The sequence below is a fragment of the Paracoccus sp. P2 genome, from assembly GCF_046335115.1.
Classification (GTDB): Bacteria; Pseudomonadota; Alphaproteobacteria; order Rhodobacterales; family Rhodobacteraceae; genus Paracoccus; species Paracoccus pantotrophus.
Window position 1 is genome coordinate 19247 of the sequence record NZ_JBGOSN010000025.1, and the last position, 26264, is coordinate 45510.

The 26264-nt window shown below is 67.2% G+C and carries 33 protein-coding genes; 3 read left to right on the plus strand and 30 right to left on the minus strand.

Going from position 1 to position 26264, the window contains the following annotated elements; translation table 11 throughout:
• Nucleotides 1-2: 2 nt before the first annotated feature.
• From trbG to ACDP63_RS15730, 23 genes are all read right to left on the minus strand, one after another.
• Nucleotides 3-1061 carry a P-type conjugative transfer protein TrbG gene (gene trbG / locus ACDP63_RS15620; RefSeq protein ID WP_409928227.1) on the minus strand — a complete coding sequence of 353 codons (1059 nt, stop codon included), beginning with the start codon at nt 1059-1061 and terminating at the stop codon, nt 3-5.
• Nucleotides 1058-1747 carry a conjugal transfer protein TrbF gene (gene trbF, locus ACDP63_RS15625; protein ID WP_409928228.1) on the minus strand — a complete coding sequence of 230 codons (690 nt, stop codon included), beginning with the start codon at nt 1745-1747 and terminating at the stop codon, nt 1058-1060. Before trbF ends, trbG begins: the two co-directional genes overlap by 4 nt.
• A complete protein-coding gene (trbL, locus tag ACDP63_RS15630) occupies nt 1744-3066 on the minus strand; it encodes a P-type conjugative transfer protein TrbL (protein ID WP_409928229.1) in 1323 nt (440 codons plus the stop codon). Before trbL ends, trbF begins: the two co-directional genes overlap by 4 nt.
• A 3-nt stretch (nt 3067-3069) precedes the next feature.
• The gene (gene trbK-alt / locus ACDP63_RS15635) at nt 3070-3360 is read right to left on the minus strand and encodes a putative entry exclusion protein TrbK-alt (protein WP_409928230.1); all 291 of its coding nucleotides are present in this window, start codon (nt 3358-3360) and stop codon (nt 3070-3072) included.
• Between the two features lie 20 nt (nt 3361-3380).
• Nucleotides 3381-4160 carry a P-type conjugative transfer protein TrbJ gene (trbJ, locus tag ACDP63_RS15640; RefSeq protein ID WP_409928231.1) on the minus strand — a complete coding sequence of 260 codons (780 nt, stop codon included), beginning with the start codon at nt 4158-4160 and terminating at the stop codon, nt 3381-3383.
• Complete coding sequence (gene trbE / locus ACDP63_RS15645; RefSeq protein WP_409928232.1) at nt 4157-6742, minus strand: conjugal transfer protein TrbE; 2586 nt, start codon at nt 6740-6742, stop codon at nt 4157-4159. Before trbE ends, trbJ begins: the two co-directional genes overlap by 4 nt.
• A gap of 10 nt (nt 6743-6752) precedes the next feature.
• Nucleotides 6753-7034 carry a VirB3 family type IV secretion system protein gene (locus ACDP63_RS15650; RefSeq protein ID WP_409928233.1) on the minus strand — a complete coding sequence of 94 codons (282 nt, stop codon included), beginning with the start codon at nt 7032-7034 and terminating at the stop codon, nt 6753-6755.
• A complete protein-coding gene (locus ACDP63_RS15655; RefSeq protein ID WP_409928234.1) occupies nt 7034-7366 on the minus strand; it encodes a TrbC/VirB2 family protein in 333 nt (110 codons plus the stop codon). Before ACDP63_RS15655 ends, ACDP63_RS15650 begins: the two co-directional genes overlap by 1 nt.
• On the minus strand, nt 7363-8361 hold the full coding sequence (gene trbB / locus ACDP63_RS15660) for a P-type conjugative transfer ATPase TrbB (protein WP_409928235.1): 999 nt from the start codon (nt 8359-8361) through the stop codon (nt 7363-7365). Before trbB ends, ACDP63_RS15655 begins: the two co-directional genes overlap by 4 nt.
• Nucleotides 8362-8555: 194 nt before the next feature.
• Nucleotides 8556-9278 carry an RES family NAD+ phosphorylase gene (locus ACDP63_RS15665; protein ID WP_409928236.1) on the minus strand — a complete coding sequence of 241 codons (723 nt, stop codon included), beginning with the start codon at nt 9276-9278 and terminating at the stop codon, nt 8556-8558.
• On the minus strand, nt 9248-9661 hold the full coding sequence (locus ACDP63_RS15670; protein ID WP_409928237.1) for an antitoxin Xre-like helix-turn-helix domain-containing protein: 414 nt from the start codon (nt 9659-9661) through the stop codon (nt 9248-9250). Before ACDP63_RS15670 ends, ACDP63_RS15665 begins: the two co-directional genes overlap by 31 nt.
• Nucleotides 9662-9746: 85 nt before the next feature.
• Entirely contained in the window at nt 9747-10208 is a 462-nt protein-coding gene (locus ACDP63_RS15675) for a CopG family transcriptional regulator (RefSeq protein WP_409928238.1), read from the minus strand.
• 13 nt (nt 10209-10221) lie between these two features.
• Nucleotides 10222-12231 carry a conjugal transfer protein TraG gene (locus ACDP63_RS15680; RefSeq protein WP_409928239.1) on the minus strand — a complete coding sequence of 670 codons (2010 nt, stop codon included), beginning with the start codon at nt 12229-12231 and terminating at the stop codon, nt 10222-10224.
• A 32-nt stretch (nt 12232-12263) separates the two neighbouring features.
• Nucleotides 12264-14057, minus strand: coding sequence for a relaxase/mobilization nuclease domain-containing protein (locus tag ACDP63_RS15685; protein WP_409928240.1), 1794 nt, complete (start codon nt 14055-14057; stop codon nt 12264-12266).
• A 250-nt stretch (nt 14058-14307) separates the two neighbouring features.
• Entirely contained in the window at nt 14308-14889 is a 582-nt protein-coding gene (locus ACDP63_RS15690) for a hypothetical protein (protein WP_409928241.1), read from the minus strand.
• Between the two features lie 49 nt (nt 14890-14938).
• Complete coding sequence (locus ACDP63_RS15695; RefSeq protein ID WP_409928242.1) at nt 14939-15634, minus strand: lytic transglycosylase domain-containing protein; 696 nt, start codon at nt 15632-15634, stop codon at nt 14939-14941.
• A 3-nt stretch (nt 15635-15637) separates the two neighbouring features.
• Nucleotides 15638-15973, minus strand: a complete 336-nt coding sequence (locus ACDP63_RS15700) for a DUF736 domain-containing protein (protein ID WP_409928243.1) — start codon at nt 15971-15973, stop codon at nt 15638-15640.
• A complete protein-coding gene (locus ACDP63_RS15705; RefSeq protein ID WP_409928244.1) occupies nt 15973-16575 on the minus strand; it encodes a S26 family signal peptidase in 603 nt (200 codons plus the stop codon). Before ACDP63_RS15705 ends, ACDP63_RS15700 begins: the two co-directional genes overlap by 1 nt.
• On the minus strand, nt 16572-18167 hold the full coding sequence (locus ACDP63_RS15710; RefSeq protein ID WP_409928245.1) for a DNA cytosine methyltransferase: 1596 nt from the start codon (nt 18165-18167) through the stop codon (nt 16572-16574). The genes ACDP63_RS15705 and ACDP63_RS15710 overlap by 4 nt, the downstream gene beginning before the upstream one ends.
• A complete protein-coding gene (locus ACDP63_RS15715) occupies nt 18164-19315 on the minus strand; it encodes a phosphoadenosine phosphosulfate reductase family protein (protein ID WP_409928246.1) in 1152 nt (383 codons plus the stop codon). The genes ACDP63_RS15710 and ACDP63_RS15715 overlap by 4 nt, the downstream gene beginning before the upstream one ends.
• Nucleotides 19312-19827 (minus strand): DUF2840 domain-containing protein, encoded by a 516-nt coding sequence (locus tag ACDP63_RS15720; protein ID WP_409928247.1) that lies wholly within the window; start codon nt 19825-19827, stop codon nt 19312-19314. The genes ACDP63_RS15715 and ACDP63_RS15720 overlap by 4 nt, the downstream gene beginning before the upstream one ends.
• A 136-nt stretch (nt 19828-19963) precedes the next feature.
• Nucleotides 19964-21109 carry a replication initiator protein A gene (locus ACDP63_RS15725; RefSeq protein ID WP_409928248.1) on the minus strand — a complete coding sequence of 382 codons (1146 nt, stop codon included), beginning with the start codon at nt 21107-21109 and terminating at the stop codon, nt 19964-19966.
• Nucleotides 21087-21368 carry a helix-turn-helix transcriptional regulator gene (locus ACDP63_RS15730; RefSeq protein WP_409928249.1) on the minus strand — a complete coding sequence of 94 codons (282 nt, stop codon included), beginning with the start codon at nt 21366-21368 and terminating at the stop codon, nt 21087-21089. The genes ACDP63_RS15725 and ACDP63_RS15730 overlap by 23 nt, the downstream gene beginning before the upstream one ends.
• A gap of 200 nt (nt 21369-21568) precedes the next feature.
• Between ACDP63_RS15730 and ACDP63_RS15735 the strand changes: the two genes are divergently transcribed.
• On the plus strand, nt 21569-21808 hold the full coding sequence (locus ACDP63_RS15735) for an AbrB/MazE/SpoVT family DNA-binding domain-containing protein (protein WP_409928250.1): 240 nt from the start codon (nt 21569-21571) through the stop codon (nt 21806-21808).
• Nucleotides 21805-22203, plus strand: a complete 399-nt coding sequence (locus ACDP63_RS15740; protein ID WP_409928251.1) for a PIN domain-containing protein — start codon at nt 21805-21807, stop codon at nt 22201-22203. Before ACDP63_RS15735 ends, ACDP63_RS15740 begins: the two co-directional genes overlap by 4 nt.
• A gap of 185 nt (nt 22204-22388) precedes the next feature.
• Here the strand turns inward: ACDP63_RS15740 and ACDP63_RS15745 are convergent, their stop codons facing one another.
• The 4 genes from ACDP63_RS15745 to ACDP63_RS15760 all read right to left on the minus strand — a co-directional run bounded on the left by ACDP63_RS15745 (nt 22389) and on the right by ACDP63_RS15760 (nt 24467).
• Nucleotides 22389-23288: a DMT family transporter gene (locus tag ACDP63_RS15745; protein ID WP_409928252.1), complete on the minus strand. Its 900-nt coding sequence runs from the start codon at nt 23286-23288 to the stop codon at nt 22389-22391.
• A gap of 94 nt (nt 23289-23382) precedes the next feature.
• The gene (locus ACDP63_RS15750) at nt 23383-23937 is read right to left on the minus strand and encodes a DUF2285 domain-containing protein (RefSeq protein ID WP_409928253.1); all 555 of its coding nucleotides are present in this window, start codon (nt 23935-23937) and stop codon (nt 23383-23385) included.
• Nucleotides 23855-24163: a transcriptional regulator domain-containing protein gene (locus tag ACDP63_RS15755; RefSeq protein ID WP_409928254.1), complete on the minus strand. Its 309-nt coding sequence runs from the start codon at nt 24161-24163 to the stop codon at nt 23855-23857. Before ACDP63_RS15755 ends, ACDP63_RS15750 begins: the two co-directional genes overlap by 83 nt.
• 124 nt (nt 24164-24287) lie before the next feature.
• Complete coding sequence (locus tag ACDP63_RS15760) at nt 24288-24467, minus strand: DUF2285 domain-containing protein (protein ID WP_409928274.1); 180 nt, start codon at nt 24465-24467, stop codon at nt 24288-24290.
• A 319-nt stretch (nt 24468-24786) separates the two neighbouring features.
• Here ACDP63_RS15760 and ACDP63_RS15765 point away from each other — a divergent pair, with 319 nt between their 5' ends.
• Nucleotides 24787-25044 (plus strand): helix-turn-helix domain-containing protein, encoded by a 258-nt coding sequence (locus ACDP63_RS15765; protein ID WP_409928255.1) that lies wholly within the window; start codon nt 24787-24789, stop codon nt 25042-25044.
• 109 nt (nt 25045-25153) lie between these two features.
• Here ACDP63_RS15765 and ACDP63_RS15770 read toward each other — a convergent pair whose 3' ends face one another.
• The 3 genes from ACDP63_RS15770 to ACDP63_RS15780 form a co-directional block, all read right to left on the minus strand.
• Nucleotides 25154-25432 carry a hypothetical protein gene (locus ACDP63_RS15770; protein WP_409928256.1) on the minus strand — a complete coding sequence of 93 codons (279 nt, stop codon included), beginning with the start codon at nt 25430-25432 and terminating at the stop codon, nt 25154-25156.
• Nucleotides 25433-25511: 79 nt separating this feature from the next.
• On the minus strand, nt 25512-25724 hold the full coding sequence (locus ACDP63_RS15775) for a hypothetical protein (RefSeq protein WP_409928257.1): 213 nt from the start codon (nt 25722-25724) through the stop codon (nt 25512-25514).
• A 95-nt stretch (nt 25725-25819) separates the two neighbouring features.
• Entirely contained in the window at nt 25820-26023 is a 204-nt protein-coding gene (locus ACDP63_RS15780) for a hypothetical protein (RefSeq protein WP_409928258.1), read from the minus strand.
• Between the last annotated feature and the right edge of the window lie 241 nt (nt 26024-26264).

Here is a 26264-nt window from a genome sequence, read left to right on the forward strand (position 1 = left end):
GATCACGATCCTCGCGAAGTTCCGGCGCCAACACGCCCGTCTGTCGGCACAACCGCTTGCTTTGCCGACTGCAACCGATGGATCCGCACTACCTGCTGGCGCTTGCCGTAGCCAAGGCGCAGTTCGGCCAGCCCGAAGAGCCGGTCGACGATCAGCACATTGCCATGCACGCGGCTGTTGACGATCTCCGGCTCACCCTCCGGGCCGATGACGAAGAACGGCGGCATTTCGCCCTGGGCGATGCCGCGTGGGAAGACGACATAGGTGCGGCGACCATCGTCGAAGACCGAAACCGGCCGCCAGGGCGGACTGGTGCCCTCGATCTGCAAGCCGTAGCGGTGGTTGCGCGCGGCAGCGGCCGGAATCGCCGGCACCGCTGGAACCGCCCGCCGCTGCGTCGCCGTGGACGACGACGAGTCCGGATAATGCCATGACACCGCCGGCATCCAGGTTTCCTCGCCGGCGCGCAGTTCCAGCATGTAGCGGCGCCGGTCGGTGGCGATGACCAGGTTGGTGGAGATGTCCGGCCGGGTCGGCTTGACCAACACATGCACGCGGCGGGATGCGCCCCTGCCGCTTTCGGTATCGCCGATGATCCAGCGCGCGGTATCGCCGGCGGCGATGGGACCGGTTCCGGTAAGCCGCTCGCCGGGTTCCAGCGCGATATCGGTGATCTGTCCCGGTGCGGCATAGACCTGATAGAGCGCGCCCTCGGACCAGGGATAGACCTGGATGGCATTGTAATAGCCCTCGCGGCGCGGCTCGATCCGGGCGGCGAGATTGGCATTGGCCACCCGGCCGGCCGGGTTCTCCGCCGCACTGCCGCCCCGCGCCGGACTCCAGCCCGGCGGCACATGCAGCGGTTTTGGTGCCGGGTCAGCCTGAACGGCAGAGGGCGGCGACGGCAGCGGCGGGACATGGTCGCCATAGCTGAACTGCGGCGTTTTGGTCGTGGCGCAGCCGGAAACCGCCACCGCAAGCAGCAGGACCGGGAGGATTGCCGATTTCCGCACGCTTCCTGCTATTTTAGGGGCCGGCGGTTCAAAGCGCATTGCGGTCATTGGCTCATCTCCCGCGACCACGAGATCGCATTGACGTAGATGCCGAGGGGGTTGGCACGCAGGGCCTCGGCAGTGCGGGGCGTCTGGATCACGATGGTCAGGATCGCCGTCCAGCGCTCGGTGGCCGACAACTGGCCGTTCTCGTAGCGTTTCTCGGTCCAGGCGACCCTAAAACTGTCCGGCGACGCCCGGATGACGCTCGAGACCTCGACCGAGACCTGCCGCTCGCCCAGGTTGGAAAAGGGATCGTTGCTGCGGGCATGATCGTTCAGCGCCGCCGCACCGCGATCGGTGGTCCAGTCATAGGCCCGGAGCCAGTTCTGGCGCAGGATCACCGGATCGGCCGGGATCGACCGGACCTGCTCAATGAGCCGGCCGAGATGCCAGGCGATCTGCGGGTCGGTGGGCCGGTAATCGGCCGAGGCCGGCGCAACCGCCTGCGCCTGGCCGAGATCGTCGACCTGCACCACCCAGGGCACGACGGTGCCCCGCGCCGACTGCCAGACCAGCGCACCCGCAAAACCGGCAGCGAGGAACAGGCAGGCGAAGGCCATGAGCCGCCAGTTCCGCGCCTGCACGCGGGCCGAACCGATGCGCTCGTCCCAGACCTGTGCCGCCTTCTGATAGGGCGTCTCGGGCTCGGGCGTCTTGCCGTAATGCGTGGCGGGGCGTCTGAACAGGTTCATGGCTTGTCGCTTTCGGAAAGGGAAACGGAGGCGCCGGGGCCGTGGCTGTCGCCGGAGCGCACCGCATGGGCGGTGACGGTGGCGCCCCGGGCAAGCGACTGGCCACGCATGCGTCGCGCCCAGGCGGGCGCATTGCCGCTGGTTGGCGCCACGCCGGCGGCACCAGCACTCGTGCCGCCGAGCGTGCCTTGCGAGGTCGATCCCCCGGTGCTGGTGAAGGCAGTCTTCACGCCGGCGGACCGGCTGGCCTTGAGACTGGCCGCCGCCCGGCGCAGCGGGGTCATGGCGGCGATGCCCGCCCCCTTGCCGACACCGGCGGCGCCGGAGAGCGCGCCGCCGATCCCGGATTGCCCGGCCGAGTTGAGGGTATAGGCGGAGGAGGCGGCCCCCGCCGTGGCGGCCCCGCCACGCGCGGTCGCGGCGACACCCCTGGCGCCGAGCACCGTAGCGCCGCCCGCGGCCAGCGCCGCGCCGCCCACGGCCAGCCCAGTGCCGGCGACGGCGCCCGCGCCAAGCTGCGGACCGCCGGAGACGAGGCCATTGGCGATGCCGGGACCGAAGATGCCCAGGCCCAGCAACGACAGCGCCGCCAGCACAATGGCCATGGCATCGTCTACGGTGGGGGAGACGCCGCCGAAACCGGTGGTGAACCGGCCGAACAAAGTGCTGCCGATGCCGATGATCACCGCCAACACCAACACTTTTATGCCCGAGGAGACGACATTTCCGAGCACGCGCTCGGCCATGAAGGCGGTCTTGCCGAAAAGGCCGAAGGGGATGAGTACGAAACCGGCCAGCGTGGTCAGCTTGAACTCGATCAGGGTGACGAAGAGCTGGATCGCCAGGATGAAGAAGGCGAGGATCACCAAGGCCCAGGCGAAGAACAGGCAGAGGATCTGGATCAGGTTCTCGAAGACCGCCACCCAGCCCATCAGGTCGGAAATGGATTCCAAGAGCGGCCTGCCGGCATCGAGCCCGGTCTGGGCGACGCGGCCGGGGCGCATGAGATCGGCGGCGGTGAATCCGGTGCCCGAGGCCAGCAACCCCAGTCCGGCAAAACTGTCGAAGACGATGCGGGCAAGGGCGTTCCAGTTCGAGATCAGATACGCGAAGACGCCGACGAAGATCGTCTTCTTGACCAGGCGCGCGAGGATGTCGTCCTCGGCCCCCCAGGCCCAGAACAGGGCGGCCAGCGTCACGTCGATCACGATCAGCGTAGTGGCGATGAAGGCGACCTCGCCGCCGAGCAAGCCGAAGCCCGAGTCGATATAGCTGGTGAAGACCGCCAGGAACTCGTCGATGACGCCGGTCCCGCCCACGATCTACTCCCCTTCCCGAGACTTAGCTGGGGACAGCGGTTGCGGCGAGCGCCCGAGGAAACGGTCGCGGGTCTCTGCCCAGATTCGCAGGCATTCGGCGTCCTCGGCCGCGGCCTCGCCCATCTGCTGGCAGCGGCGCTGGCTCTCGCGCAGAGGGTCCTCGGCCTGTGGCTGAACCTGCCGCCCCGGCATGGGCGGCAGATCGCCGCTCCGGTCCATGCGGATCAGCGTGACGGTCATGACGATCGCCAGGAACAGGATGGCAATCAGCCGGGCCATCGCCTTGCCTCCCATGATTGCGCCTCCTCGGGCGGTCAGTCGTTGAACATCCGGGCATTGCCGGGCTGGTAGCCGGTGCCGGGCGTCAGGAAGCGCTCGCGCTGGATGCGGCCCTGTTCTGCGGCGGTCGCGCGCTCGGCCTCGCTCAGCGCCTCGGCACGGCCGGTGGCGGCGAGGAGCACGGTCAGGTCCGAGAGCTGCTGCGATTGCAGGGCCAGCAGCTGGTTGCCGGCCTGGCTGGCCTGCAATGCCCCGGTGGCGCCCTGGCTCTGCTCGACCAGCGTGGCCATTTCGGCCCGCTGCGCCTCAATGTTACCGGTGACGCCGGCCTGAACGCGCATGGCGTCCTGAAGCCCGCCCATGGTGTTGCTCCAGCGGGTGCGGGCATCGTTCAGCAGTTGCTGCTCCGACATCGGCAGGTCCGGCGTGCCGTATTCCCGCTCGAACGCCTGATCGACCTCTTGCACCTCGAAAGCGATGTTCTGGGCCTCGTCGAGCAGCTGCCGGGTGCGGCTGACGTTCTGCTGCAGCTGCTGCAGCGAGCTGTGCGGCAGGCTTTCGAGATTGCGGGCCTGGTTGATCAGCATCTCGGCCTCGTTCTGCAGCGAGGCGATCTGGTTGTTGATCTGCTCCAGCGTCCGGGCAGCGGTCAGCAGGTTCTCGGCATGGTTGGTCGGGTCGTAGACGATGCGCCCGAAACCCCCGAAGAAGGCATGGGCCGGCGGCGCAAGGACAGGGCACAGCGCCAACGGGGCGGCAAGGGTGAGCGCCAGCAGCGAGGTGCCGACGACGCGGGGCATGCTGGTTCGTGTCATGGAAGAATCTCCTCTGTGGTGTCAGTGGGCCTGGGTTCAGGTTCAGCCGGAACGGAATCGTCCGGTTCGGGGGCGGTGGTGGCGTGGATGTCGGCGTCAGCGGGTACGGCTTTCGAACCGCTCGGTTCGAAAAGAGGCACGCCAACCTCCTTGGGAGCCAGATTGCCGAGATCCGGGATCAAATCGGTCGCCCAGTCCACACCGCGCGCCTTGAGCCAGGCGGGGAGGAAACCGTCGCGCCCTCGCTCGGCGAGGATGCTGGAGATCAGCGCCTGATCGGATTTGGCGGACGCGGCACAGAGGGCGAGGCCGACCTCGCTGAGCCCGAGCTCGAACAGCCGGTTGCCGCGCCGGGACTGGCAGTAATAGTCGCGCTTGGGCGTGGCGCGGGCTAGGATCTCGATCTGGCGGTCGTTTAACCCGAAGCGGCGATAGATCTCGGTGATCTGCGGCTCGACGGCGCGCTCGTTGGGCAAGAGCAGCCGGGTCGGGCAGCTTTCGATGATCGCCGGCGCGATGGCGGAATGGTCGATGTCGCTGAGCGATTGCGTGGCGAACACGACGCTGGCGTTCTTCTTGCGCATCGTCTTCAGCCATTCGCGAAGCTGTCCGGAAAATCCCTCGTCGTCCAGCGCCAGCCAGCCCTCGTCGATGATCAGCAGCGTCGGGCGGCCGTCGAGGCGGTCGCCGATGCGGTGGAAGAGATAGGACAGCACGGCGGGCGCCGCGCCGGTACCGACCAGCCCCTCGATCTCGAACGCCTGCACCGAGGCCGAGCCGAGATGCTCGGCCTCGGCGTCGAGCAGCCGGCCATAAGCACCACCGATGCAATAGGGCCGCAGCGCCTGCTTCAACTCGTTCGATTGCAGCAGCACAGCGAGGCCGGTGATGGTGCGCTCTCCGACCGGGGCGGAGGCCAGCGAGGTCAGTGCCGTCCAGAGATGTTCCTTCACCTCGGGTGTGATCTCGATGGCTTCGCGCCGCAGGATCGGCACGATCCAGTCGGCCGCCCAGGCGTGCTCGGCCGTTTCATGGATACGCGCCAGCGGCTGCAGTGACACGGATGCCTCGGTTGCGTCGGTCAGTTCACCGCCGAGATCGTGCCAGTCGCCGCCCATGGCCAGCGCGGCCGCACGGATCGAACCGCCGAAATCGAAGGCGACGACCTGCGCGCCGGGATAGCGGCGGAATTGCAGCGCCATCAGGGCGAGCAACACCGACTTGCCCGCGCCGGTGGGGCCGACGACGAGGGTGTGGCCGACGTCACCGACATGGAGCGAAAACCGGAACGGAGTCGATCCCTCGGTCCTGCCGTAGAGCAGCGGCGGCGCATCGAAATGCATATCTCTCGCCTCTCCGGCCCAGACCGCCGAGAGCGGGATCATATGGGCGAGATTCAGCGTCGAGACCGGCGGCTGGCGCACATTGGCATAGGCATGTCCCGGCAAGCTGCCGAGCCAGGCGTCGACGGCGTTGACCGTCTCGATCATCGCGGTGAAGTCGCGGCCCTGAACAATCTTCTCGACCAACCGCAGCTTCTCGTCGGCGATGCGGGCGTCCGCGTCCCAGACCGTAATCGTGGCGGTGACATAGGCCATACCCGCGATGTCGGCGCCGAGTTCCTGCAGCGCCATGTCGGCGTCGGCGGCCTTGTTGGCGGCATTGGTGTCGACCAGAGCTGTTGGCTCGCTGGTCATCACCTCCTTCAGGATCACGGCGATGCTCTTGCGTTTGGCGAACCATTGCCGCCTGATCTTCGTCAGCAGCCGGGTCGCATCGGGCTTGTCGATGAGAATGGCGCGGGTCGACCAGCGATAGGGGAAGGCGATGCGGTTCAACTCGTCGAGAATGCCGGGCGTGGTTGCGGTGGGAAAGCCGGTGATGGTCAGCACCCGCAGATGCGCCTCGCCCAGGCGCGGCTCCAGCCCGCCGGTCAGCGGTTGATCGGCCAGCAGCGCATCGAGATGCATCGGCACCTCGGGCAGGCGAACACGCTGCCGGTTTGTGGAAATGGTCGAATGCAGGTAGGTCAGGGTCTCGCCATCGTCGAGCCAGGCGCATTCCGGCATGAAACCGTCCAACAGGGCCAGCACCCGGTCGCTGCGGTCGATGAAGCCGCGCAGCAGTTCCCAGGGATTCACCCCGGATGTCTCCCGGCCCTCGTAGAGCCAGCTTTCCGCCCGCGCCGCGTCCTCGGCCGGCGGCAGCCAGAGCAGGGTGAGGAAATAGCCGGAGACGAAATGGCTGCCCGCCTGCTCGAAATCGGCCTTGCGCTCGGCATCGACCAGCGCCGAGGCCGGGTCGGGAAAGCGACTGTCCGGATAGGTCGCGGCTTCGGATCTCTGCGCCTCGACGAAGATCGCCCAGCCTGAGCCGAGGCGGCGGAAGGCGTTGTTGAGCCGCCCGGCGACTGCGACCAGTTCGGCAGCGACGGCGGAATCCAGGTCGGGGCCGCGAAACCTTGCCGTGCGCTGGAACGAGCCATCCTTGTTCAGCACGATGCCGGAGCCGACCAGCGCCGCCCAGGGAAGGTAGTCAGCGAGGCGGGATCCGGTGCGGCGGTATTCTGCAAGATTCATCATGGCTCGTGCCTCACACCGAGAGATGGCCGGGGATGCGGAGATGGCGGCGTGCGACCTCGACGAAGAGCGGATCGCGCTTCGCCGCCCAGACGGCTGCAACATGCCCGACTGCCCAGATCAGGATCCCGGCCAGCCAGAGCTGCAGCCCGAGGCCCACAGCCCCGGCCAGCGTGCCGTTCAGGATGGCGATGGCACGCGGCGCGCCGCCGAGCAGGATCGGCTCGGTCAGGGCGCGATGCACCGGAACCGAAAAGCCCGGAACAGCGTCCAGTTGCTCCAGCCCGGCAGGCATTACACCAGCGCCCCGCCGCCGAAGCTGAAGAAGGAAAGGAAGAAGCTGGAGGCCGCAAAGGCGATGGAGATGCCGAAGACGATCTGGATCAGGCGCCGGAAGCCGCCGCCGGTATCGCCGAAGGCCAGCGTCAACCCGGTCACGATGATGATGATCACCGCCACGATCTTGGCGACCGGCCCCTCGACGGAATCGAGGATCGATTGTAGCGGCGCCTCCCAGGGCATCGAGGAACCGGCGGCATGGGCGGCGGGCGCCAGCATAAGATTGGCATAGGCGAAGGTCGCAGCCGACGCGACATGGCGGCAGCCGGGAAGGGCGCGGTGGATCATGGCGTTACTCCGGTGTTTTGAGGAATGTCGGTCTCGGGAATGACGGGGGCGATGCGGTAGTCGCCGTCCGGGCCGAGGCCTTCGACCCGAACCAGTTCAGCCAGCCGCCGCGCGGACCCGCGACCGGCGAACACGGCGACGAGATCGATGGTCTCGGCGATCAGGGCCCGCGGCACGGTGACCACGGCTTCCTGGATCAACTGTTCGAGCCGCCGCAGGGCGCCGATGCCCGATCCGGCATGGATGGTGCCGATCCCGCCGGGATGGCCGGTGCCCCAGGCCTTCAGCAGATCCAGAGCTTCGGCGCCGCGCACCTCGCCGATCGGAATGCGGTCGGGGCGAAGGCGAAGCGAGGAGCGCACCAGATCGGACAGGCTGGCGACGCCGTCCTTGGTCCGCATGGCCACCAGATTGGGCGCTGCGCATTGCAGCTCGCGCGTGTCCTCGATGATGACGACGCGATCCTGCGTCTTCGCCACTTCGGCCAGCAGCGCATTGGTCAGCGTGGTCTTGCCGGTCGAGGTGCCGCCGGCGACGAGGATATTGGCGCGGGTGGCAACCCCGAGCCGCAACGCCTCGGCCTGCATCCGGGTCATGATCCCTGCACCGACATAGTCGTCGAGGCTGAACACGGCGACGGCAGGCTTGCGGATGGCGAAGGCGGGCGCCGCGACCACCGGCGGCAGCAGCCCCTCGAACCGTTCGCCGGTCTCGGGCAGTTCGGCGGAGACGCGCGGGGACCGGGCATGGACTTCGGCACCGACGTGATGCGCCACCAGCCGGATGATGCGCTCGCCGTCGGATGGCGACATTTGTTGCTCTGTCTGCGCCAGTCCGTCGCGCAGGCGGTCGACCCAGATCCGGCCGTCCGGATTCAGCATCACCTCGACGATATCCGGATCCCGCAAGAGGGCGGAGATGGCAGGCCCGAGCGCGGTGCGGAGCATGCGGGCGCCGCGCTCCACCCTTACCTCAATGTGGTCCGAACCTGCCATCCCGTCCCCCGTTCCACCGGGGCGGCGAGAGGAAAGGCCCCGGATGGGGTCGACTAAAAGAGCCTCAAAACGCAGCGGCGCAACAGCTATTCAGCTGCCGTCGTAGTGTAGCGTAGAAAGACAGGGAAACGGCGGTTTCGCCTTTTCCGGAAACCGGTCGCCGCGAGTTCAGACCGAGCGAATCGCTCGGGTGTTCAACTAACTTCCAGAATCTCTCCGGTATCGTGGCGCTTGACGAAATCCACCCGCTCGCCGTTCCAGTGATAGCAGAAATGCGAGCCCTGCACCGGGATGCTCACCACGTCGGGCCAGAAGACGCCGATGCATTGCCCACCCGGCATGCGCACGCTGTTCCAGAGCAGACCGTCGCTGCCGGCCGCGCGAAGCCCCGTCCCTTCCGCCTGCGATGGCGCGTAATCCGTCGGATGCAGGACATCCGGCACGGCATTCACGTCGTGCAGTTCCCGGTCGATGGATCCGACCAAGGCGCGGAAATCCGAGGTCCAGCCGGGTGCCTCTTCGGTCGCCGCCATGAACTTCGCATGATGGTGGATGGTCTCGGCCAGCGCGACATCCTCCCGGTCCCCGGCGTAGTAGATGCCGTAGCTGCCGTCGGTGAAACGGCCCGGGCGCGCGGTCGAGCAATGGACGAAGGGCGCCATGACCAGGCTGGCGCCAGGCCCTCCGACCCGGCGGGTGGGTGGCACCTTGCCCAGATCGCCGACCTCGTTGCGGATGCGGGGATTGGTCTTGGCCTCGACCGAGACCAGCGCCTCCCAGTCGCGCGGATCGGCGATGTCCTCGAACAGGTCGATGGGCGGCCAGATCGAGCGGATGATACGCCAGGTCTTGTGCCAGTTCACCCGCCGCTTCACGGCAAGGCCGCTCACCATGCGCCGCGCTCGGCGTCGAGCCATTCCCGCATCAGCGCCAGATCGGACAATTCGCCGCGCAGCATGATGTCGAGGGCGGAACTGCCGCCGAAGGCCGCATTGGGTTTGCGCACCCACGCATACCCCCGGGCAGGATCCTTGAAGAGATAGCGCAGCCCCTTATGGATCCCCATGAGATGGGCCATGCGCATCTTGAGGTCCCGGTCGATCCGGCCGATCTCGCCATCCTTCCAGCGCGCCCAGGTCCGGGCCGCCATGCCGCCCAGAAGGGTTCTCGCCTCGGCGTCGGTCAGACCCCAGGCACGGAACAGATTGACGGTGGTGCGCGCCAGCGCCCCGGCCTCCTCGTCGGTGATGACCGGGCTGCCGACACGGGCCGGGGTTGCGGCAATGGGATGAAGCTGCATCTGCGCCTCCTGCATTTGGCATCAATATAGTCTTTATATGCCAAACGGCAATACGTAATATGCGTGTTGGGCGGACTGCCTTCAGTCACGGAGTGGTGCGGTGCCCCTCACCGGCAGGGTCGGGCTTTTCCGGACCCTTCCCCGCCTCCGCAACATCCTCCGGTATTTCCCTGAGGAAGCTCTCGCCGGATTGCAGCCTGCGGCCGAGGGTCTCGACGAAGCCCTCGAAGCGCTCGCGGCCCTTGGCCTGGGCGGCGGCATAGCCCTCGGCGGGAACCGGCGGCGTGACGGTCAGCCAGAAGCGGACGAAGAGCGCCAGGGTTTCGGCGCAGAGGCCGACGTCGCGCTCGAGCCGCATGATCTGGCGCGACATGCGGTCGAGCCGGCGGGCGAAGGCCGCCTCGCGCCTGTCGGCATCGTCGGGCGAGAGGAAGGAGGCGACGGCGGCCTCGACGATGGCCGAGCGCGAGACCTTCCTGCTGTCGGCCAGATCGGAGACCTGCCGCAGCAGGGCGGGCGGGAAATAGACGTTCAGACGCTGACGCATGTTTTTTGACTCCTTACATGGGAATATCGTCGCCGGGATCCATTGAGGTCTGGCGAGCGACGCCAGCCATCTTGCGGCGAAGCGCCTGACGCTGGCGCGCAGCATCCTCCTGATCGTCACCGAGCAGCTGCCTGAACTCGTCCTCCGGCGACGGTTCCTTCCTCTCGTGGACGATCTCGACATGTTCGGGCAGGTCCGGCTCGCGGCGCAGGCCGGAATTGGCCTTGTCCTCGCGCTTCGGCCCGCCCTCTTCCTTCTTGCAGCCCGGTTTTTCGACCGCACCGTCCGGCTTCGGCGGCTTCAACCCGCTCCAGTCGTCCGCCCTCGCTGACGGCACAACCTCGCGCGGATCGGGCGGGGACAGCACCCGCTCGCGGAACCGCGGATCGGCATAGTAGCGCGCCTTCCGGGCCCGGATCGGCGGGGTGCCGGCCACCATGACGATCTCGTCCTCCGGCGGCAGCTGCATCACCTCGCCGGGGGTCAGCAGCGGCCGGGCGGTCTCCGAGCGCGAGACCATGATATGGCCGAGCCAGGGCGCCAGCCTGTGCCCGGCATAGTTCTTCATCGCCTTCATCTCGGTGGCGGTGCCGAGGGCGTCGGAGACCCGTTTCGCGGTGCGCTCGTCGTTGGTGGCGAAGCTGACCCGGACATGGCAGTTGTCGAGGATCGAATTGTTCGGGCCATAGGCCTTTTCGATCTGGTTCAGCGATTGCGCGATCAGGAAGGACTTGATGCCGTAGCCGGCCATGAAGGCCAGCGCGGATTCGAAGAAGTCCAGCCGACCCAGTGCCGGGAACTCGTCGAGCAGCATCAGCACCCGGTGCCCGCGGTCCTTGGCATGCAGATCCTCGGTCAGCCTGCGGCCGATCTGGTTCAGCACCAGCCGGATCAGCGGCTTGGTGCGGGAGATGTCGGAAGGCGGCACCACCAGATAGAGCGTCGAGGGTGTCTCGCCCGCAATCAGATCGGCGATGCGCCAGTCACAATGCGATGTCACGGCCGCCACGACCGGGTCGCGATAAAGGCCGAGGAAGGACATCGCCGTGCTCAGCACGCCGGAGCGTTCGTTCTCGGATTTGTTCAGCAGTTCCCGTGCGGCGCTGGCGATGACCGGGTGCGGTCCGGCCTCGCCCAGATGCGGGGTCTTCATCATCGCCGCCAGGGTGGCCTCGATCGAGCGGCGCGGATCGGAGAGGAAGGCCGCGACGCGCGCGAGGGTCTTGTCCTCCTCGGCATAGAGCACATGCAGGATGACGCCGACCAGCAGCGCGTGGCTGGTCTTTTCCCAATGGTTGCGCTTTTCCAGCGAGCCCTCGGGATCGACCAGGATATCGGCGATGTTCTGGACGTCGCGCACCTCCCATTCGCCGCGGCGGACCTCCAGCAAGGGATTGTAGGCAGCCGAGGCCGCATTGGTAGGATCGAAGAGCAGCACCCGGCCATGCCTGGCCCTGAACCCGGCGGTCAGCTGCCAGTTCTCGCCCTTGATGTCATGGACGATGGCCGAGCCGGGCCAGGTCAGCAGCGTCGGCACCACCAGCCCGACGCCCTTGCCGGATCGGGTCGGCGCGAAGCAGAGCACATGCTCCGGCCCGTCATGGCGCAGGTAGCCCTGATCGTAGCGGCCCAGCACCACCCCATCGAGACCGAGCAGCCCTGCTCGTTCGATCTCGGCGCGGCCAGCCCAGCGCGCCGAGCCATAGGTGTCGACATCGGCAGCCTCGCGGGCCCGATAAACCGACATCAGGATGGCGATGCCGATGGCGAGGAACCCGCCCGAGGCGGCGATGATACCGCCCTCGACAAAAATGCGCGGGGCATAGGCGTCGTAGAAATACCACCACCAGAACAGGGCCGGCGGGTAATAGACCGGAATGCCCCAGACCTCGAACCAGGGCGGCCCGAGCTGGGGTTGGAAGCCGAGCCGCCAGGCCGTCCATTGCGTGCCGGACCAGACGAAGATCAGCACGATCAGGAAGACCACGCTGATCTGGCCCCAGAGGATCTTCGTGCCGGACATGGAAACACCTCCTTTCAACAAGGGTTCTTGCGTTACAGCCCGAGGTCGCGCCTGCGCCCCAGCGACCAGTCGATGCCGTCGCCCGGTTTCGCCACGCCGGAGACATGCCGGCCGATCTGGCCTTCGAGGTCGCGCGACCAGGGCACCAGCTGGAAGCTCAGACCGTCGTCGATGACGGCGAAGCGGCCCGACGAGAGGGACAGCTGCCGGCCACAGGTGCCGGCGACATTGTCGCCAGCTCTGGCTTGCACATGCCGCAGCCCGGTTTTCCGGGCGAGCTCGGCACCGACCGCATCGAGTTCGCGGCGGCGCAGGGTGGCGAGCAGATGGCGCCGCACCAGGATGCGCCCACCCTCGCGCCGGGCGAGGCCTTCCCCGACCAGATGCTCGGCGCGGGCATCCATCGCCTCGCGCACCTCCTTGCCGAAACCGCCCATGGCCAGCGGCATCGGCCGGCGCTCGACCAGACGGTGATCGAGCCAGGTGGCGCCCGGCGCGGCGATCTGGCTTTGCAGATCCAGATCGGAACGATGGGCGAGCCACAGCGTCGGGTTCGGATCCTCCGGCCCGCCGAAGCGGCGCAACTCGACGATGCCGCCGAGCGGCGGGGCCTGGTCGAAGGCCTCGATCCCGCGCAGGCGGATATGATGGGCGCGGCCGTCGACACCGTCGACCACCGCATAGGCCTCGCCGGTCAACTCGTCATGCAGCCCGAGATCGACCAGCCTCCCGATGACGGGCGGGCCGTCCCGGCCGCTGTCGGTGACAAAATCGAGAACACCCCGTTCCTCGCCCCGCCCGGCGAAGGCCCGATGCATCCGGCTGACGATGTCGCCACGCCGACCCAGGTCGCGCAGGGTGCGCTCCACCTCCAGCCCCAGCATCCATTCGCCGGGACCGGCCGATGTGGCGAGCCCCATCTTCTCCAGATGTTGCAGCCGCCCGATCATCAACCGCCGCGGTTCGGGACTGCGCCCGGTGGGTTCGCCCCGGATCGGGGCGTCGGGGCGCAGGTCGATGAATCCCATCTCGTCGGCCTGGCGCCGGATCGTGGCATCGAGCCGGGTCCAACGTTCCGCCGTCACCTCGCGTTCCAGGGCGAAGCGGATCTCGTGCTCCTGCCTGGGGCCGAGTTCGAGGGAGACCAGATCCTCGGCGCGGGAGCGCAAGCCGTAGCCGATATAGTCGCGCGAGATGACCAGATCCTTGCCGGTCTCGTCCGCGCCGCGGACCAGCAGATGCACATGCGGATTGTCGGTGTTCCAGTGATCGGCGGCGATCCAGTCCAGCTTCGTGCCGAGATCGGCCTCCATCTGCTTCACCAGATCGCGGGTGAAGGCGCGCAGGTCGGTCATGTCGGACGCATCCTCGGGGGAGACAATGAAGCGGAAATGATGCCGGTCGTCCTGGCAGCGCTCCGCGAAGGCGGGATCGTCGGCATCGTCGCTGCGGGCGTCGAACATCAGCCCGTCGCTGTCGTCGCGGTGGACGCCCTCGCGCTGGAGATAGGCGAGATGGGCCGTCATCGGCGCCGAACGGAAGGACCGGCCCCTGTGCCGGACCACACGCGCCTTCACCACCACCCGGCGCTGCGGCGAGAACAGCCGCGAGCGGCTGAAGCCCGCCCGCCCGCGCCCGAAGGTGGAAGGACCGGTGCGGACGGGTCGCCCCGAGGACGACGATCCCCCGGTCGGTGTCGCCTTTCGAACCGGCCCCGCCTTCCGTGCCGCGCGCAGCACCTGATTGACGAAGCTGCCGCTGCGCGGCGCCGGGGTCGAGCGCGGCCTGCCCGGGCGGATGCGGAACTCGCGGTCGTCATGGCTCATGCCGGACCTCCCTGCCCCGCGATCCGCGCAACAGTGCCGAAATCGGTGCTGAAATCGCGGCGAAACCCGGAAAAAGCGGCACCGCCGCCGACCGACCGCCCCCGGAAAAGACCCGCCATGTCAATGGCGTAGGTCTTTGACGGGCCGGGGCTTTTACCTTGCCATAGCCCCAAGGGCGGCGTGGCCCCAAGGGCCGCGCCGCCCGTTCCTTCGCTGGGATACGCTACAGTGCGATTTCTGCGATTGGGGCTCATGAGGCGCCTCCCGTGCGGGATCGCCCCCGACGGGCACTGTCCGACGGCGGCAGAGCAGGCTGCGGATCGTCCGGCAGGGTGAACTTTCGCTGCCATGAGTGCCACGCCGCGGTGACGGCGCCGGTGCCGGGAAACAGGTCGTCGAGCGCATCCTCGGGCCGCGCCGCAACCATCTCGAAGGCCCAATGGCAGACGGCTTCCGGCTTGGCGCCGGTCAGCCCGCGGCGCAGGGTGATGCTTTCCTGGATCCAATCGCGCAGCACCAGCCGCTTGCTGACCACGGGTTTCCGGGCGGCTTTGACGATTACCGGTTCCCAGGCATAAGCCACCGGCACGTTGCGCTTGAAGGCGGCGAAACCCTTCACCCAGGCCATCCAGCGCGCACCCGTCGGCTCGATGAGGGGCGCGAGAACGGTGAAGGACCGCGGCGTAGCGGCAGCATGCAGGATCCAGCCGTCATAGTCCCGCTCCAACCGTGCGATCAGCGCCGCGTGATCGACTTCGCCGGCATAATCGGGACGGTCGCGGTAGAGATGCGCGCAGCCGATATAGGGCGGGTCTGCATAGGCAATCTTCATCCGGCGGACCCTCTGACTGTGCGCACAGCAAGGCGAATGGAATGGTTATTCATTGCACTGATCCCGCATCGGATCGACGAATGAACAGGCCCTCGGCCTGCGGTCGTTCTGCATCCGGGCTGTCGATCATGCTGCCCGCGAAGAGCGGAGCTGCACGCCAGTCGGGCGGCGGTGCGGCGGCGGAACCGGCGCCGGGAAGCGGGTCGCCGCCCAGCAACGGCGCAAGCGTTGCGACATAGACGCGGGTTTCGGCCGGCAGGGCCCGGCGTGAGACCAGGTATTCGTCGTAGCGTCCGGGTCCGGCGTTGTAGGCGGCCAGCATACCGGTGACGTCACCGTAGCGGTCGTGCATCTCGCGCAGATAGGCAGCGCCGGCGAGGATGTTGTCGCGCGGCTCGAACGGATCGTCGCCGAGACCGTGGCGGGCGCGCAGCGCCGCCCAGGTCTCCGGCATGATCTGCATCAGGCCCATTGCCCCTTTCGGCGAGACCGCCTGCGGATTGCCTCGGCTTTCGACATGCCGGACGGCGCGGATCCAGTCGTCCGGAATGCTGAAGAGCCGCGAGGCTTCCGCGACATGGGTTGCGAACGGGTCACGGCTTTCCTGCGCGACTGGCTGCACGGTCTGCGCCAGCAGGCCGGCAGCCGGGAGCGCGGAGATAGCGATGCCGGAAAGAAGAAGGACGGCGAAGCGACGGGCGGCGCAAGCTTGCCCGCCGGCATGTTGATGGGCGGATAGTAGCATGGCTCAGTCCCGCTCGTCGCGCTTTCTCGGGCGCGACCAGTGCAGGCCCCAGTTCCGGCCCTGCTCGTCGGACTGGAACAGCCGGGCGCGGATCGGCTGCGCGAGGACGGGATCGTCGAGGGCGACCGAGATATAAGTTCCGGCCTTCTCGCCGCTATGGGTCCAGCCGGCGCCGATCTCCGGTCCATCCTCGCCGTCGAGATGGATGCGGTAATCCGGGGCGTTCTCGATATCAGCGTTGTGGGTCGGCACGAAGACCAGGTTGAGATCGAGTGTGACGGTGCGGATGCGACCCTCGTAGCCCGATTGGGTGCGGGTGAATTCTCCGATCTGTGGCATCAGTTGGTCCTTTCGGTTGCGGTTGGAGAGAGGTTCAGGGGGCCGTCTTCCGCGCTCGCCACGGGTCGGCGGAAGCGGCCATCGCCCGCCGCATCGGTCCAGAGCGGGGTGATGCGGGCGGTGACACTGCTGACCGGAAGCGGGCCGAAATAACGGCCGTCGAGGCTGTCTTCGGTGTCCCGGTTCATGAGAAAAACCTCGCCCGCGCCGACGACCCGGCAGCCCCGCCAAGTTGGCAGCGACCGGCAAAGGCGGTCGCGCTCGCGCGCCGCGCCGAGGACCTGCCCGTCGACGGTGATCGTGGTGCCGGTGCGGCAAACCCGCGTGCCGGGAAGCGCGGCGACGCGCTTCAGCAGCGGCACGCCGGAGCCGACATAGCCGCGCGCGGTGACGAACTGCGCCAGCGGTTCGGGCAGCGCGACCGCGACCAGATCGCCAAGGGCGAGCGTGGCCGGCGGTTCGACGCGATAGAGGCCGATAGGGAGGCTGGCACTGGCGTTCCAGATCAGCCAGGGCCCGATGTCGGTGATCGAAACGGCGCCGATCACCAGAACGGCGAGGCCGGTGGCGGCGAGATAGGTGGTGCGGGTTTTGCGGGTCATGATACACCCCCGTGCTCCGCAGGATCGTCGGTGGGTGTATTGCCGTCGGCACCGGCGTCCACCTGGTCGGTAGCGTCCCCGCCGGCAGCGGCATCACCTGTACCGGGGCCTGCGGATGCGTCATCGCCGGTAGTCGCATTGCGCGGCGGCGCGCCGCCGAGGACCGCGTTCAGCGCGGCTTCGCTGCGCAGGATGGCGCGTCCTATGGCCTCTGGGATCTGCGGCACCACCGCATCGCCAAAGGCCTCGACGATCAGGCTCGCCGCAGACGTCCCTTTGCGGCTGCCGAGCGCAAGNCTGCGCAGGATGGCGCGTCCTATGGCCTCTGGGATCTGCGGCACCACCGCATCGCCAAAGGCCTCGACGATCAGGCTCGCCGCAGACGTCCCTTTGCGGCTGCCGAGCGCAAGGCGCGTGCCAGCCAGCCAGGCGGAAACCCCATCATCCAGCCGTAGGTGATGGGCAAGGCCGCCGTTCCAGTCAGGCCATGGTTCCTGAGCATCGCCGCCAGCGCCCGTGCCCCGGCCCATTTGTCCGGCGCCCGGTCCGTCATCGCCCCGTCCATCACCGCGTCCATGGTCGGCGATTTCCGGCGGTCGTAGGCCGGACTCCAGCCGTCCATACGGCTGTCCCGCTTCGTCGGGGTAGGCAGGATCTCGGAGCCCTGTCGGGCGAAATGCAGCGCCTCGCCGATCGTCGAGCTGCGGTCGAAACGGTCCTGATCCGAGGTCATCCGGGCCTTGTGCTTGCGCAACACGCTGCCCCGTGGCGCCGCATTCGCCGTCGGCGTGCCCATCATCCCCGCATGGCGGCTGTTGTGGCCCTGAAGCTGGCTGAGAAGATCGCCCCGGCCGCCGCGATCCGCATCCGTCTTGCGCGGCGTCGCCAGGATCATCCGCAGCGGATATGTCGAGCCCGCCCCGCCGCCGGCACCGTCCTTCATCCCGTCCGAGGCCATCGGTGTCGGCAGCGGACGGTTCCGGAACAGGTCGAACAGGCCGGATTTCTTCATCGCCTTCCGCGCCCCCGAGCCGCCTTCCAGCCGCATCCCACCCTGCTGGGATTGCGATACGGGTGTCGGCAAGCTGTTCGGGATCGCAGCCGATGAGCCAGGAGCGTTTGCGGACATGGTTGGCGCCGATATCCGCAGCACCCACCACGCACGGCCAGCAGGCGTAGCCGAGCGCTTCCAGCTCCTCGAGCAGCCGGTCGGCGCCCCGAGTTCGCAAGTTAGCGCTGTTTTCAAAAGCGAACCAGCGAGGCCGGCACTCTCCGACCAGGCGCACGGCCTCGAGGTAGAGCCCCGAGCGTTCGCCCTCGATGCCCTTGCCCTTCGTGTTGGCGCTGCTGATGTCCTGGCAGGGTGGCGAGCCGACGACGATGTCGGGCAGGCAGCCGAGGTCGGAAACAAGTCGAGCTGCCGTGAGGTCGCGGACATCCGCGTAGAGTCTGACATGCGGGAAGTTCTCCGAATAGAGGATGCGCCGCCATTCGACGATCTCGCAGGCGGCGATGGTGACAAAGCCGGCGCGGTGCAACCCGAGCGACCAGCCGCCCGCCGCACCGCTGAACAGGTCGAGCACGCGCATCATTCGCACAGCCCGTATTCGCTGTCGCAGAGCAGCCCGCCATCCTCCGCCTCCCGCCGCTCCAGTTCGATCAGCAGATCGTAGTTGCGCCCGCCCCGGCCGGTGCGCGACCAGTCGATGGCCTTGTCGATAGTCGCCCGACCGTGATCGGCGGGATCGCCGGGAACCGTCGGCGCGGGCAGCAGCGAGGCGGGCGTGCCGAGCGCCGCCGTGCGGCGCGAGACGAGGCCGACCAGCCGCTCCCATGCACGCACCCGCGCCACCTTGGCGGGAAAGCGCATGGCCCAGAGGCGCAGTTCGCGCTTCCGGACCATGATGCAGGCCGAGCAACCGACCCGGCTCATGCCCATCCGGTAGAGCGGATTGTGCCTGAGGCCGTGGCGGTCGGAGATCGAGAAGACCTCGGCCGCCGTCCAGCGGAAGATCGGGCGATAGAGCACGTTGCGGGCGCCGGGGGGATGGCGCATCGACTGGATCGGCGGTTTCTTCGCCCGCACCGGGCTTTCGTCGGCGCGTTCGCCGATCCAGTCGACGACCGAGATGCCGGCATTTAGCAGCGGGCGCTTGCGGTGCATCAGCGGAGCGAGCTTGGTGTCGCCGGTGCAGAAACGGGTCTTCGTGCTGGGAAAGCGGCCATGCAGCATCGCCGCGTCGAGAAACGGGATGCCGGTCGGATGCAGCAACGCCAGCGCGCGGTCGATCAGGTGATCGGGGACAGGCGATGACACCATGATCGGGCAATCGCATTGCGACAGCCAGGCGGCCTTCGTGATCGTTCCGGCCTTCCAGGCGATCCGGCGCTGGTTGCAGGCCGCCTTGTGGCGCGTGCGGCGCTTCTCCTTCGACCATTCGGCGCGCAGCATGGCGCGCTTGCGGGCGAAGGCGGCAGCATCGGTCAGGCCGGGCACGTCGTTCGCGGACACCGTCTCGATGCGCAGACCGAGGCGCTGACGGAGCCAGCCGTCGAGCCAGGCGACATGGTCGAGCGTGATCGGGTTCTCATGTCCGGTATCGGCGAAGAGGACGCGCGGCACGCGGTTCCCGAAGGCAGCGAGCCCCCGGCGCTCGATCCGCTCGACCATAAGGCAGAGGACGGCCTGGCTGTCCGTGCCGCCGGAGAGGCTGACGAAATGCTGGGCGGGGATCCTCATGAACCGATCCTCCGCCGCTTCAGCCATGCGGCATGCTGGGCTTTTGTGTAGGTTCGGAACGGCTCGCCCGCGGCGATGCGGTTATGGACATGCCGCCAGTGCTCGGGCGAGACCGCATGAGCGTCCATGCCCAGCGCCTCGACGGCGTCCACCGCCTGCAGCACCCGCTCGACCTTCGGCCAGCCGCTGACCCGCAGCAGGATCTCCGCCCCCGGCTTGACGAAGGGCAGGGTCTGGAAGGCCTCGCCCCGCCCGACGGCGCGCAGGATGTCGAGGCGCGAGACCACGGTGCCGTAATCGTTGCCCGCCCAGCGCACGACGGCGAAGGTGCTGCCGGGCGCGAAGCCGACGGTCCGGCGCTGACGGTCGATCCGGTGCTCGTGGCAGAAGCGTCCGAAGCGCAGCCAGTGCTCGACCCGCTTCTCCTGCCAGATCAGGTCCACGAGGGTGAGGAACGGGTTCCCGGCAGGGTCGGGGCCTTTTCCACCGAATGAAGCGATCCGGTCCGTCATGACGGCCACCGCGTCGTGTGATCGGCGGAAGAGCGCATCGGGGCGAAGGAGATCGTAGGTGCTCGCAGTGGATCGTGGTATGGCTGCGAAAAGCGAAAGCATGCTCCTGGCTGCGACGGGGAAAGCGTGTGCGAGGTCATTCGCCTCCCCCTCCCGGTCCGCGCCGGTTTCGCGAATGAGGGACCGGATCGGCGCCCGGACGGGGGTTATCCACCGCCCGGCGCGCCTCCTCTATGTTAGAGTCTTTAAGGTTAGATAAGTTACGGCGCAGATTCCGTTCGCCGGGCCAAAGGCTTAACTGCGATCCGTGCGTGCGAAGTCCCGATAGTCCTGCGTGTGATGTCCCGATATCGTCCACATTTCGTGCGTCCGAAGTCCCGATACCGTTCACACAGTTATCCACAGGCGATTGTGGGTAACTTCCGGGCAGGATTCGCAGCATCTCGACATGGCCCTCGCGCTCGATCCGCATGCGGTATCCCGGCAGCGGCTGCCGTTGAGCAAGCCGTCTGATCTGGAGCGCGAAATCCGACAGGCGGACGAGGCTGCCCGACTTCGCATGCAGATGCGGGATGTCGAAACACCAACCCTGCGGCTGGCGGCCGGCATGCTTGCGGGCGACGCGGTAGAGCCAGCGCTCGATGCCGCCTTTGAGCCGGAAATAGGCCGGGTCGATGGTCAGGACCAGCGAGCGATCGAGGACGCCGCGATAGAACCATTCGGGCAGCACGAATTCCATGCCCTCGACCCGGCCGGCGGCCGTGGTCATCTCCTCCCATTCGCCGATCCAGGAGAACTGATGCCGCCGCCAGTGTTCCCCGTGCCGGATCGTGGTCCGGATCACCGTCGATTGCAGCCGCGCCAGCGCGCCTTTCAGCAGCCGGTAGTCGCGCGCGCCGGTCTGGCGGCCGATGGCGGTGAGAAGCTGATAGGGGGTGAAGCGCAGGAAGCGGGAGGTCTTGAGCCCGCTGTTCTCGGCATCGACGATCTGGCTCGCCGCCCAGATCAGCACGTCGGCGTCCCAGATCGTCGCCATGCCATGCTCGGGAAAACCGTAGACCTCGACCCGGACACCCCCGGCCTCGTAGAGGATCGGGATCACCCGCCGGGTCTTGGCCAGCGAGAAGAACGGCCGTTCCATCAGGTCGCGCTGGTCGCGCGGGCGGACCTCGCTGCCCGCGCCCGTCACGACGAAGGGGCTGAGGCGGTGGCGTTCTCCGGAGAGCCTGGGGCGGCGGGGCGTTCTCATCCCTGCCCCCTCAGCGCCGGTAGCGGCCGGCATGGGCCGGCGGCGTGACGGCATGGCGCTTGGCGGGCAACACCGTGCCGCGCGGATCGGAGGTCGAAGTGACGGCGCCGCGCTCGGCCCAGGCCTGCAGGTCGTCGACGGCATAGACCACGCGGCCGCCGAGCTTGTGAAACACCGGGCCGGTGCCGAAGCTGCGGTGCTTTTCCAGCGTCCGGTCGGAGAGGCCAAGGAAATATGCGGCTTCCGGGGTGCGCAGGAAGCGCGGCGGCAGGTCGGTAAGATCGGGCTTCATCGTCGGGCCTCCGTGCGGTTGGCGGGGCCGCTGGCGGGCAGCGGCGTATGGAGGACAGGGTGACGGAGAAGATTCGGCCGCAGGGAGTGCGAAGTTGAGGGGGCTGAAATCTCACCCCCTGACCCGTTTCCGGTCCCGAAACTTGACGCGGGACCACGCGCGTCTTACTTTCATCCTTACTAAAGGAAAGGACGGCTCCCATGCCCACGGCGACCATTACCTCGAAGGGCCAGATCACCATCCCGCAGAAGGTCCGCCTCGACATGGGCCTGACGCCCGGCGATCGGGTGGATTTCGTGCGCATGGACGATGGCCATTACGCGGTCGTGCCCGCTTCGCATTCGATCCGCTCGCTGAAGGGCATCGTGCCCCGGCCCGACAAGCCGTTGAGCCTCGAGGACATGCAGGCGGCGATCCTGATTGAGGCGACCGGCGAATGATCGGCATCGATACCAATGTGCTGGTGCGCTATCTGGCGCAGGACGACGCCGCGCAATCGGCCATCGCCACCGAGATCGTCGAGGGCTTCACGCCCGAGACGCCCGGCTTCGTCTCGCAGGTGGTGCTGGTGGAAACCGTCTGGGTGCTGACCCGCGCCTACCGGATGACGCGCGAGGCCATCGCCGATGCCGTCGAAGTGCTGTTGCGGTCGCGCGAACTGATCGTGGAGCGCAGCGAAGCCGGTTATCTGGCGCTGGCCACCTACCGTTCCACCAAGGCGGATTTCGCCGATGCGCTGATCGCGCATGGTGGGCGGCTGTCAGGCTGCGTCGAGACGGTGACCTTCGACCGTGGCGCCGCACACCACGCCGGCATGCGGCTGCTTGGGGAGTGACGGGCAGCGGCAAGCCCAGCCGCCCCTACGAGCAGGGCATTGCCGCCGGAGGGCTCGTTCGGACAAGGACTGCTTCGGATTGATCGCGCAAAGGCACCTGCGGAAGACAGCGGGACCGTCGCCTACTTCCGCGACGGCGCAGGATTACCAAGGCTCCATGCCGGCGCCCCAAACGTCCGGTGGCCTCACGGCGTACGTGGGCAAGGCGAGGTAGATAGGCGCGCCCTGCCCGCACGCTGATGAACCAGCAACGAACCCAGCCCCGAAACGGCGATCAGCACCAGACCCGCCAGGGATACGAGATCGGGCCAATCGCCGAAGACGACGATCCCCAGCGCCGTGGCCGAAATCAACTGGCTGTAGACCAGGGGCGCGATCAGGCTGGCTTCGGCCTTTCTGCTGGCCATGACCAGGAGATAGTTGCCCACAGCCGAACCGACGGCGCTGACCAGAAGAAGCGCAAGCAGGAGCATGTCCGGCGCGGGAAAATCGGCTTGCAGGCCGAAGGGCGTCAAGACGACAGCGCCGATCAACAGTTGCGAGATCAGCAGGAAGCGCGGCCGGAACGTTCCCGCCAGGGTGCGGGTCATGACCAGATAGGCGCCGTAGAATGTTCCCGCCGCCAGGGCGAAAGCCATGCCGGCGGAGCTGCCGAAACCGGGTTTCACCACAAGCATCACCCCGGCGAAGCCAAGCCCCAGCAAGAGGCTTCTCTGTGACGATGGCCTTTCGCCCAGGAACAGGATCGCCAGGACATAGGACACGACCGGGCCGACGAAGAATGCGCCGAAGACATTGGCGATCGGTTCCGTCTTCAGGGCCGTCAGGATGCAGCATATTCCGCAGACGATGAATCCCGCCCTCAGCAGGACGCGCCGGTCCAGCAAGGCCGACAGTTCCTGCCGGGTCAATCCGCTGAACGGAAGCAGCATCAGCGCGGCCAGGAAGAATCGCGACCAGGCCACGATAAAGGGATCCACGCCGCCGCCGGTCAGCAGCTTGCCCGCCGTATCCCCGATGACCACCCATGTCACCGCGATGAAGACTGTCGCGATCAGTCGTAGCAAATCCGGCGTATTGGTCATGATCGTTCTCGGGAAGCGGAATTGAGGCGGGCATCTGGCCCGGGGCAGACCTTGCGACGTTGCGCGAAGGATTGGAAGGCCACCATCCCGACAGCTACTTCCGCCGTCGCCGTCGCAGCAGGCGGCGATAACCGCCCCCGATCATGGCGCGGGCATCCCTGATGAAGCCCATGACCGCATCCCGCAGGGCCGAGGTCTTCCACGGCTCGTCGCCGACGCGGTCTGCGCCGTAGATCGCGCCGGCGATCTCGCGATAGCTCACCCCGCTCATGCGCCCGTCGATGGCCTGCAGCATATGACGTGCCCGTTGGCGCTGGCGTTCGGTCAAGCGCCGGTCCGGCGGCACGCTCCGCCGCATGAGAAAGCAGAGGAGGCGCGTGGCGGCATCGATCCGGTCGAGCCCATCGGCATCAAGCGGGATGACGATTGCCAGCGGCCCGTGTTCCTCGACGCCCGCCAGCCGCAGCAGGTGCAGGCTTCGGCCATCACCGATGTCGCAGCGGAACCAGGTGCCATCGGAATTCACCCGGGCATCAGCTGCTCTCAAAAGATCGACCAGGTTGCCCTCAGCAGGCAGAACGGAGGGTAGCGCATCCAGCACGAGGCTGCCGGTCTCGCCGGACGGCAGCCAGTAGACCGGCGTATCCACGCAGGACAGCCCAGGCCGGATCGGGAAACGTGAGCCCCCAGCGGTTCCGGAACCGAAGGACGGCAGGCGCGTCCGTCCGCTCCTGCTGCGCGACGGCGCGATAATCCTGCTGATAGTCCTCGTTGCGCCGCAGCCATTCCCAGGCAAGGTCCGGCGATGCGACGTCGTCGACGAAATCGTAGCTCGGCGAGGATCGCCACTTCGACAGGTCGGGTTTCATGTCCATACCTCAAGGTTGAAGCCATTTGTCGCGTGTTCAGCCTAGGGTCGGGTTCATTTGTCTGCGCTAATACCCCCTGCCGGGCAAGGGAGAGTGTCGCAGGGGCAAATCGGCGGATTTCTACCCGCGATCAGCGGCCGTCGCGCAGCAGAAGCTTGTAGCCGTGCTCTTTCATCCAGCGGGCACGGGCGAGATGGCTGTCGTAGATCCTGCGCGCCCGTTCCGGCTCGCGCTCGGGATCGAGGCCGAAAAGGATCTCGACGGCTTCGCGCCAGTCAGCTCCGTCGTCAGCCGAATCATGCAGCCGCATGTAAAGTTTCTGGTGCCGGCAGTCGTAATCCGTCAGTTCCGGGCCGGCCGGCACGTTTTCGAGATAGTCTTTCCCAGTCACATCCCCTCTCCCGTCCGGGCCATGATCGCGATGCTCGTCCGCTGAAGCACTATTCCATGCCGGACCGCGCTCTACAACAAATCGTCAGCCGCGTGGCGGATCCCGCGTCGCATCGATAGCAACGCGCCCGCCTCCTGCAATTCCGGAAACCGGGGCATCCGTAGACAGACGCATCCAAACCCTTCTTGTAGAGAATACTCTGTGGCGGAATACTCATCAAGTCACCGATCTGTCGGTGATGAAGATTCGGGAGATATTCGCGCACAATCTGCGGGCCGCGCGACAAGCCAGAGGCTTGTCGCAGGAAGAGCTCGCGCATCGGGCGGATATCGATCGCACCTATATCAGCTCGCTGGAGCGCCGCGTTTACGGCGCGAGCATCGATGTCGTGGATCGCCTGGCCTCGGTTATGGAAATGGAAGCGTCGGACCTGCTGAAGCGACCTGCGGAAGGCAAGGAATCGCCATCTGCGGAGCCGCCAAAGCCAGACAAGTAGCCGGGAGCAACACCGCTGCGTTTCCAGCGGGCACCTGCCTGCCGCACAAGCCGGCCGCATGACCCGCAAGTCCATTTGTCTCGGTGGGATCTCTGGTCCTGGTGGAGGGTCAGGCGGGGCGAAACTCTCCGCTCGCGATCTGGATGGTCCAGCATTCGCCTTCGTCGTCGGCCATCATCTGGATCTCGGTACGATCAGCGTTCAGGATCGCGTGCAACCCGCCCTCGCTGAAAATCTCCGGCTCGTCGGCCTCGGCGTCCCATCCGAGGCCCCAAGTTTCCTTCACCGTCAACTTGCGGAATCGGCCCTCGGCAAAGGCGGTGGCGGTGGCGGTGGCGGTGGTTGCAGCATCAGCGAGGCGGCGGGCGGTCCGTTCGGCTGCGGTCATGTCCGTTTCTCCCGGTGGGGTGGTTTCCTGCTGCCGCAAGCCCCTTGATGAAGGGGCCGGGCTGTCGGCGCCGGCGGGGTCAGGAACTCTCGATCTCGCTCGGGGTGTCGAGGAGGAGGTCGGCGGCTTCGGTCATCGCCCGCAAGAGGATGATCTGGGCCAATTCCTCGTCTTGGGTCTGCATCCATCCTCTGGTGATCCGCTCCAGCTCCTCAAGCCGGTGCGGGTCGCGGCGGATCAGGGCGTTGGCGGCTTCGGCCATCAGTTCGGTCACGGTGCTTGGGTGGTTCATGGTTGTTCTCCGATCTGGGCCCTGGTCCAGGCGCTTCTGCTGCCGCGCACCCGCTGGGCGTTTCCGCCTGGGGCTGTGCGCTTCCGTTGGTGGGGTCAGATCAGGCCCATTTTCTGCAGCCAGTTGGCGGTGTCGGTGGCATCGCTCGCTGCAACGCTGACCGTCAGGGTCATGCTGTCGCGGCTGGCGCGGGCCTTGACCCCGATGTCTGCGTCCATGCCCATCTCGATGTCCTCGAGGTTGATGCGGCCGGCCAGCGGGTTGCTGGGGATGTTGATCTCGAATGTCGCGGTATGCATCGGCGTCTCTCCGGCCTCGGGGACCGATCCGTCCGGCCCCTTCCACCACCCCGTCCCCGCAGTGCGGGGAGCATCGCGCCGGCGGGTGGCGACCACCCTGGCACCTTAAGAATAGTCTAGCAAAAACAAGGCCCTAACGCAAGCCGATTGTGGAATTTTATCCATTACTTTCAGCCTGTTAGCGAGCTATGGGCTCCTTTTCGCAGCCGCCGATCTTGCCATTTCCTGTCAGCTTGCGCCG

Coding starts and splice junctions, on each gene's coding strand:
- trbG (WP_409928227.1), bottom strand. CDS start 1,061: ATGACCGCAATGCGCTTTGAACCGCCGGCCCCTAAAATAGCAGGAAGC.
- trbF (WP_409928228.1), bottom strand. CDS start 1,747: ATGAACCTGTTCAGACGCCCCGCCACGCATTACGGCAAGACGCCCGAG.
- trbK-alt (WP_409928230.1), bottom strand. CDS start 3,360: ATGGGAGGCAAGGCGATGGCCCGGCTGATTGCCATCCTGTTCCTGGCG.
- trbJ (WP_409928231.1), bottom strand. CDS start 4,160: ATGACACGAACCAGCATGCCCCGCGTCGTCGGCACCTCGCTGCTGGCG.
- trbE (WP_409928232.1), bottom strand. CDS start 6,742: ATGATGAATCTTGCAGAATACCGCCGCACCGGATCCCGCCTCGCTGAC.
- ACDP63_RS15650 (WP_409928233.1), bottom strand. CDS start 7,034: ATGCCTGCCGGGCTGGAGCAACTGGACGCTGTTCCGGGCTTTTCGGTT.
- ACDP63_RS15655 (WP_409928234.1), bottom strand. CDS start 7,366: ATGATCCACCGCGCCCTTCCCGGCTGCCGCCATGTCGCGTCGGCTGCG.
- trbB (WP_409928235.1), bottom strand. CDS start 8,361: ATGGCAGGTTCGGACCACATTGAGGTAAGGGTGGAGCGCGGCGCCCGC.
- ACDP63_RS15665 (WP_409928236.1), bottom strand. CDS start 9,278: ATGGCTCGACGCCGAGCGCGGCGCATGGTGAGCGGCCTTGCCGTGAAG.
- ACDP63_RS15670 (WP_409928237.1), bottom strand. CDS start 9,661: ATGCAGCTTCATCCCATTGCCGCAACCCCGGCCCGTGTCGGCAGCCCG.
- ACDP63_RS15675 (WP_409928238.1), bottom strand. CDS start 10,208: ATGCGTCAGCGTCTGAACGTCTATTTCCCGCCCGCCCTGCTGCGGCAG.
- ACDP63_RS15680 (WP_409928239.1), bottom strand. CDS start 12,231: ATGTCCGGCACGAAGATCCTCTGGGGCCAGATCAGCGTGGTCTTCCTG.
- ACDP63_RS15685 (WP_409928240.1), bottom strand. CDS start 14,057: ATGAGCCATGACGACCGCGAGTTCCGCATCCGCCCGGGCAGGCCGCGC.
- ACDP63_RS15690 (WP_409928241.1), bottom strand. CDS start 14,889: ATGAAGATTGCCTATGCAGACCCGCCCTATATCGGCTGCGCGCATCTC.
- ACDP63_RS15695 (WP_409928242.1), bottom strand. CDS start 15,634: ATGCTACTATCCGCCCATCAACATGCCGGCGGGCAAGCTTGCGCCGCC.
- ACDP63_RS15700 (WP_409928243.1), bottom strand. CDS start 15,973: ATGCCACAGATCGGAGAATTCACCCGCACCCAATCGGGCTACGAGGGT.
- ACDP63_RS15705 (WP_409928244.1), bottom strand. CDS start 16,575: ATGACCCGCAAAACCCGCACCACCTATCTCGCCGCCACCGGCCTCGCC.
- ACDP63_RS15715 (WP_409928246.1), bottom strand. CDS start 19,315: ATGAGGATCCCCGCCCAGCATTTCGTCAGCCTCTCCGGCGGCACGGAC.
- ACDP63_RS15720 (WP_409928247.1), bottom strand. CDS start 19,827: ATGACGGACCGGATCGCTTCATTCGGTGGAAAAGGCCCCGACCCTGCC.
- ACDP63_RS15725 (WP_409928248.1), bottom strand. CDS start 21,109: ATGCCGGCCGCTACCGGCGCTGAGGGGGCAGGGATGAGAACGCCCCGC.
- ACDP63_RS15730 (WP_409928249.1), bottom strand. CDS start 21,368: ATGAAGCCCGATCTTACCGACCTGCCGCCGCGCTTCCTGCGCACCCCG.
- ACDP63_RS15735 (WP_409928250.1), top strand. CDS start 21,569: ATGCCCACGGCGACCATTACCTCGAAGGGCCAGATCACCATCCCGCAG.
- ACDP63_RS15740 (WP_409928251.1), top strand. CDS start 21,805: ATGATCGGCATCGATACCAATGTGCTGGTGCGCTATCTGGCGCAGGAC.
- ACDP63_RS15745 (WP_409928252.1), bottom strand. CDS start 23,288: ATGACCAATACGCCGGATTTGCTACGACTGATCGCGACAGTCTTCATC.
- ACDP63_RS15755 (WP_409928254.1), bottom strand. CDS start 24,163: ATGGACATGAAACCCGACCTGTCGAAGTGGCGATCCTCGCCGAGCTAC.
- ACDP63_RS15760 (WP_409928274.1), bottom strand. CDS start 24,467: ATGCGGCTGCATGATTCGGCTGACGACGGAGCTGACTGGCGCGAAGCC.
- ACDP63_RS15765 (WP_409928255.1), top strand. CDS start 24,787: ATGAAGATTCGGGAGATATTCGCGCACAATCTGCGGGCCGCGCGACAA.
- ACDP63_RS15770 (WP_409928256.1), bottom strand. CDS start 25,432: ATGACCGCAGCCGAACGGACCGCCCGCCGCCTCGCTGATGCTGCAACC.
- ACDP63_RS15775 (WP_409928257.1), bottom strand. CDS start 25,724: ATGAACCACCCAAGCACCGTGACCGAACTGATGGCCGAAGCCGCCAAC.
- ACDP63_RS15780 (WP_409928258.1), bottom strand. CDS start 26,023: ATGCATACCGCGACATTCGAGATCAACATCCCCAGCAACCCGCTGGCC.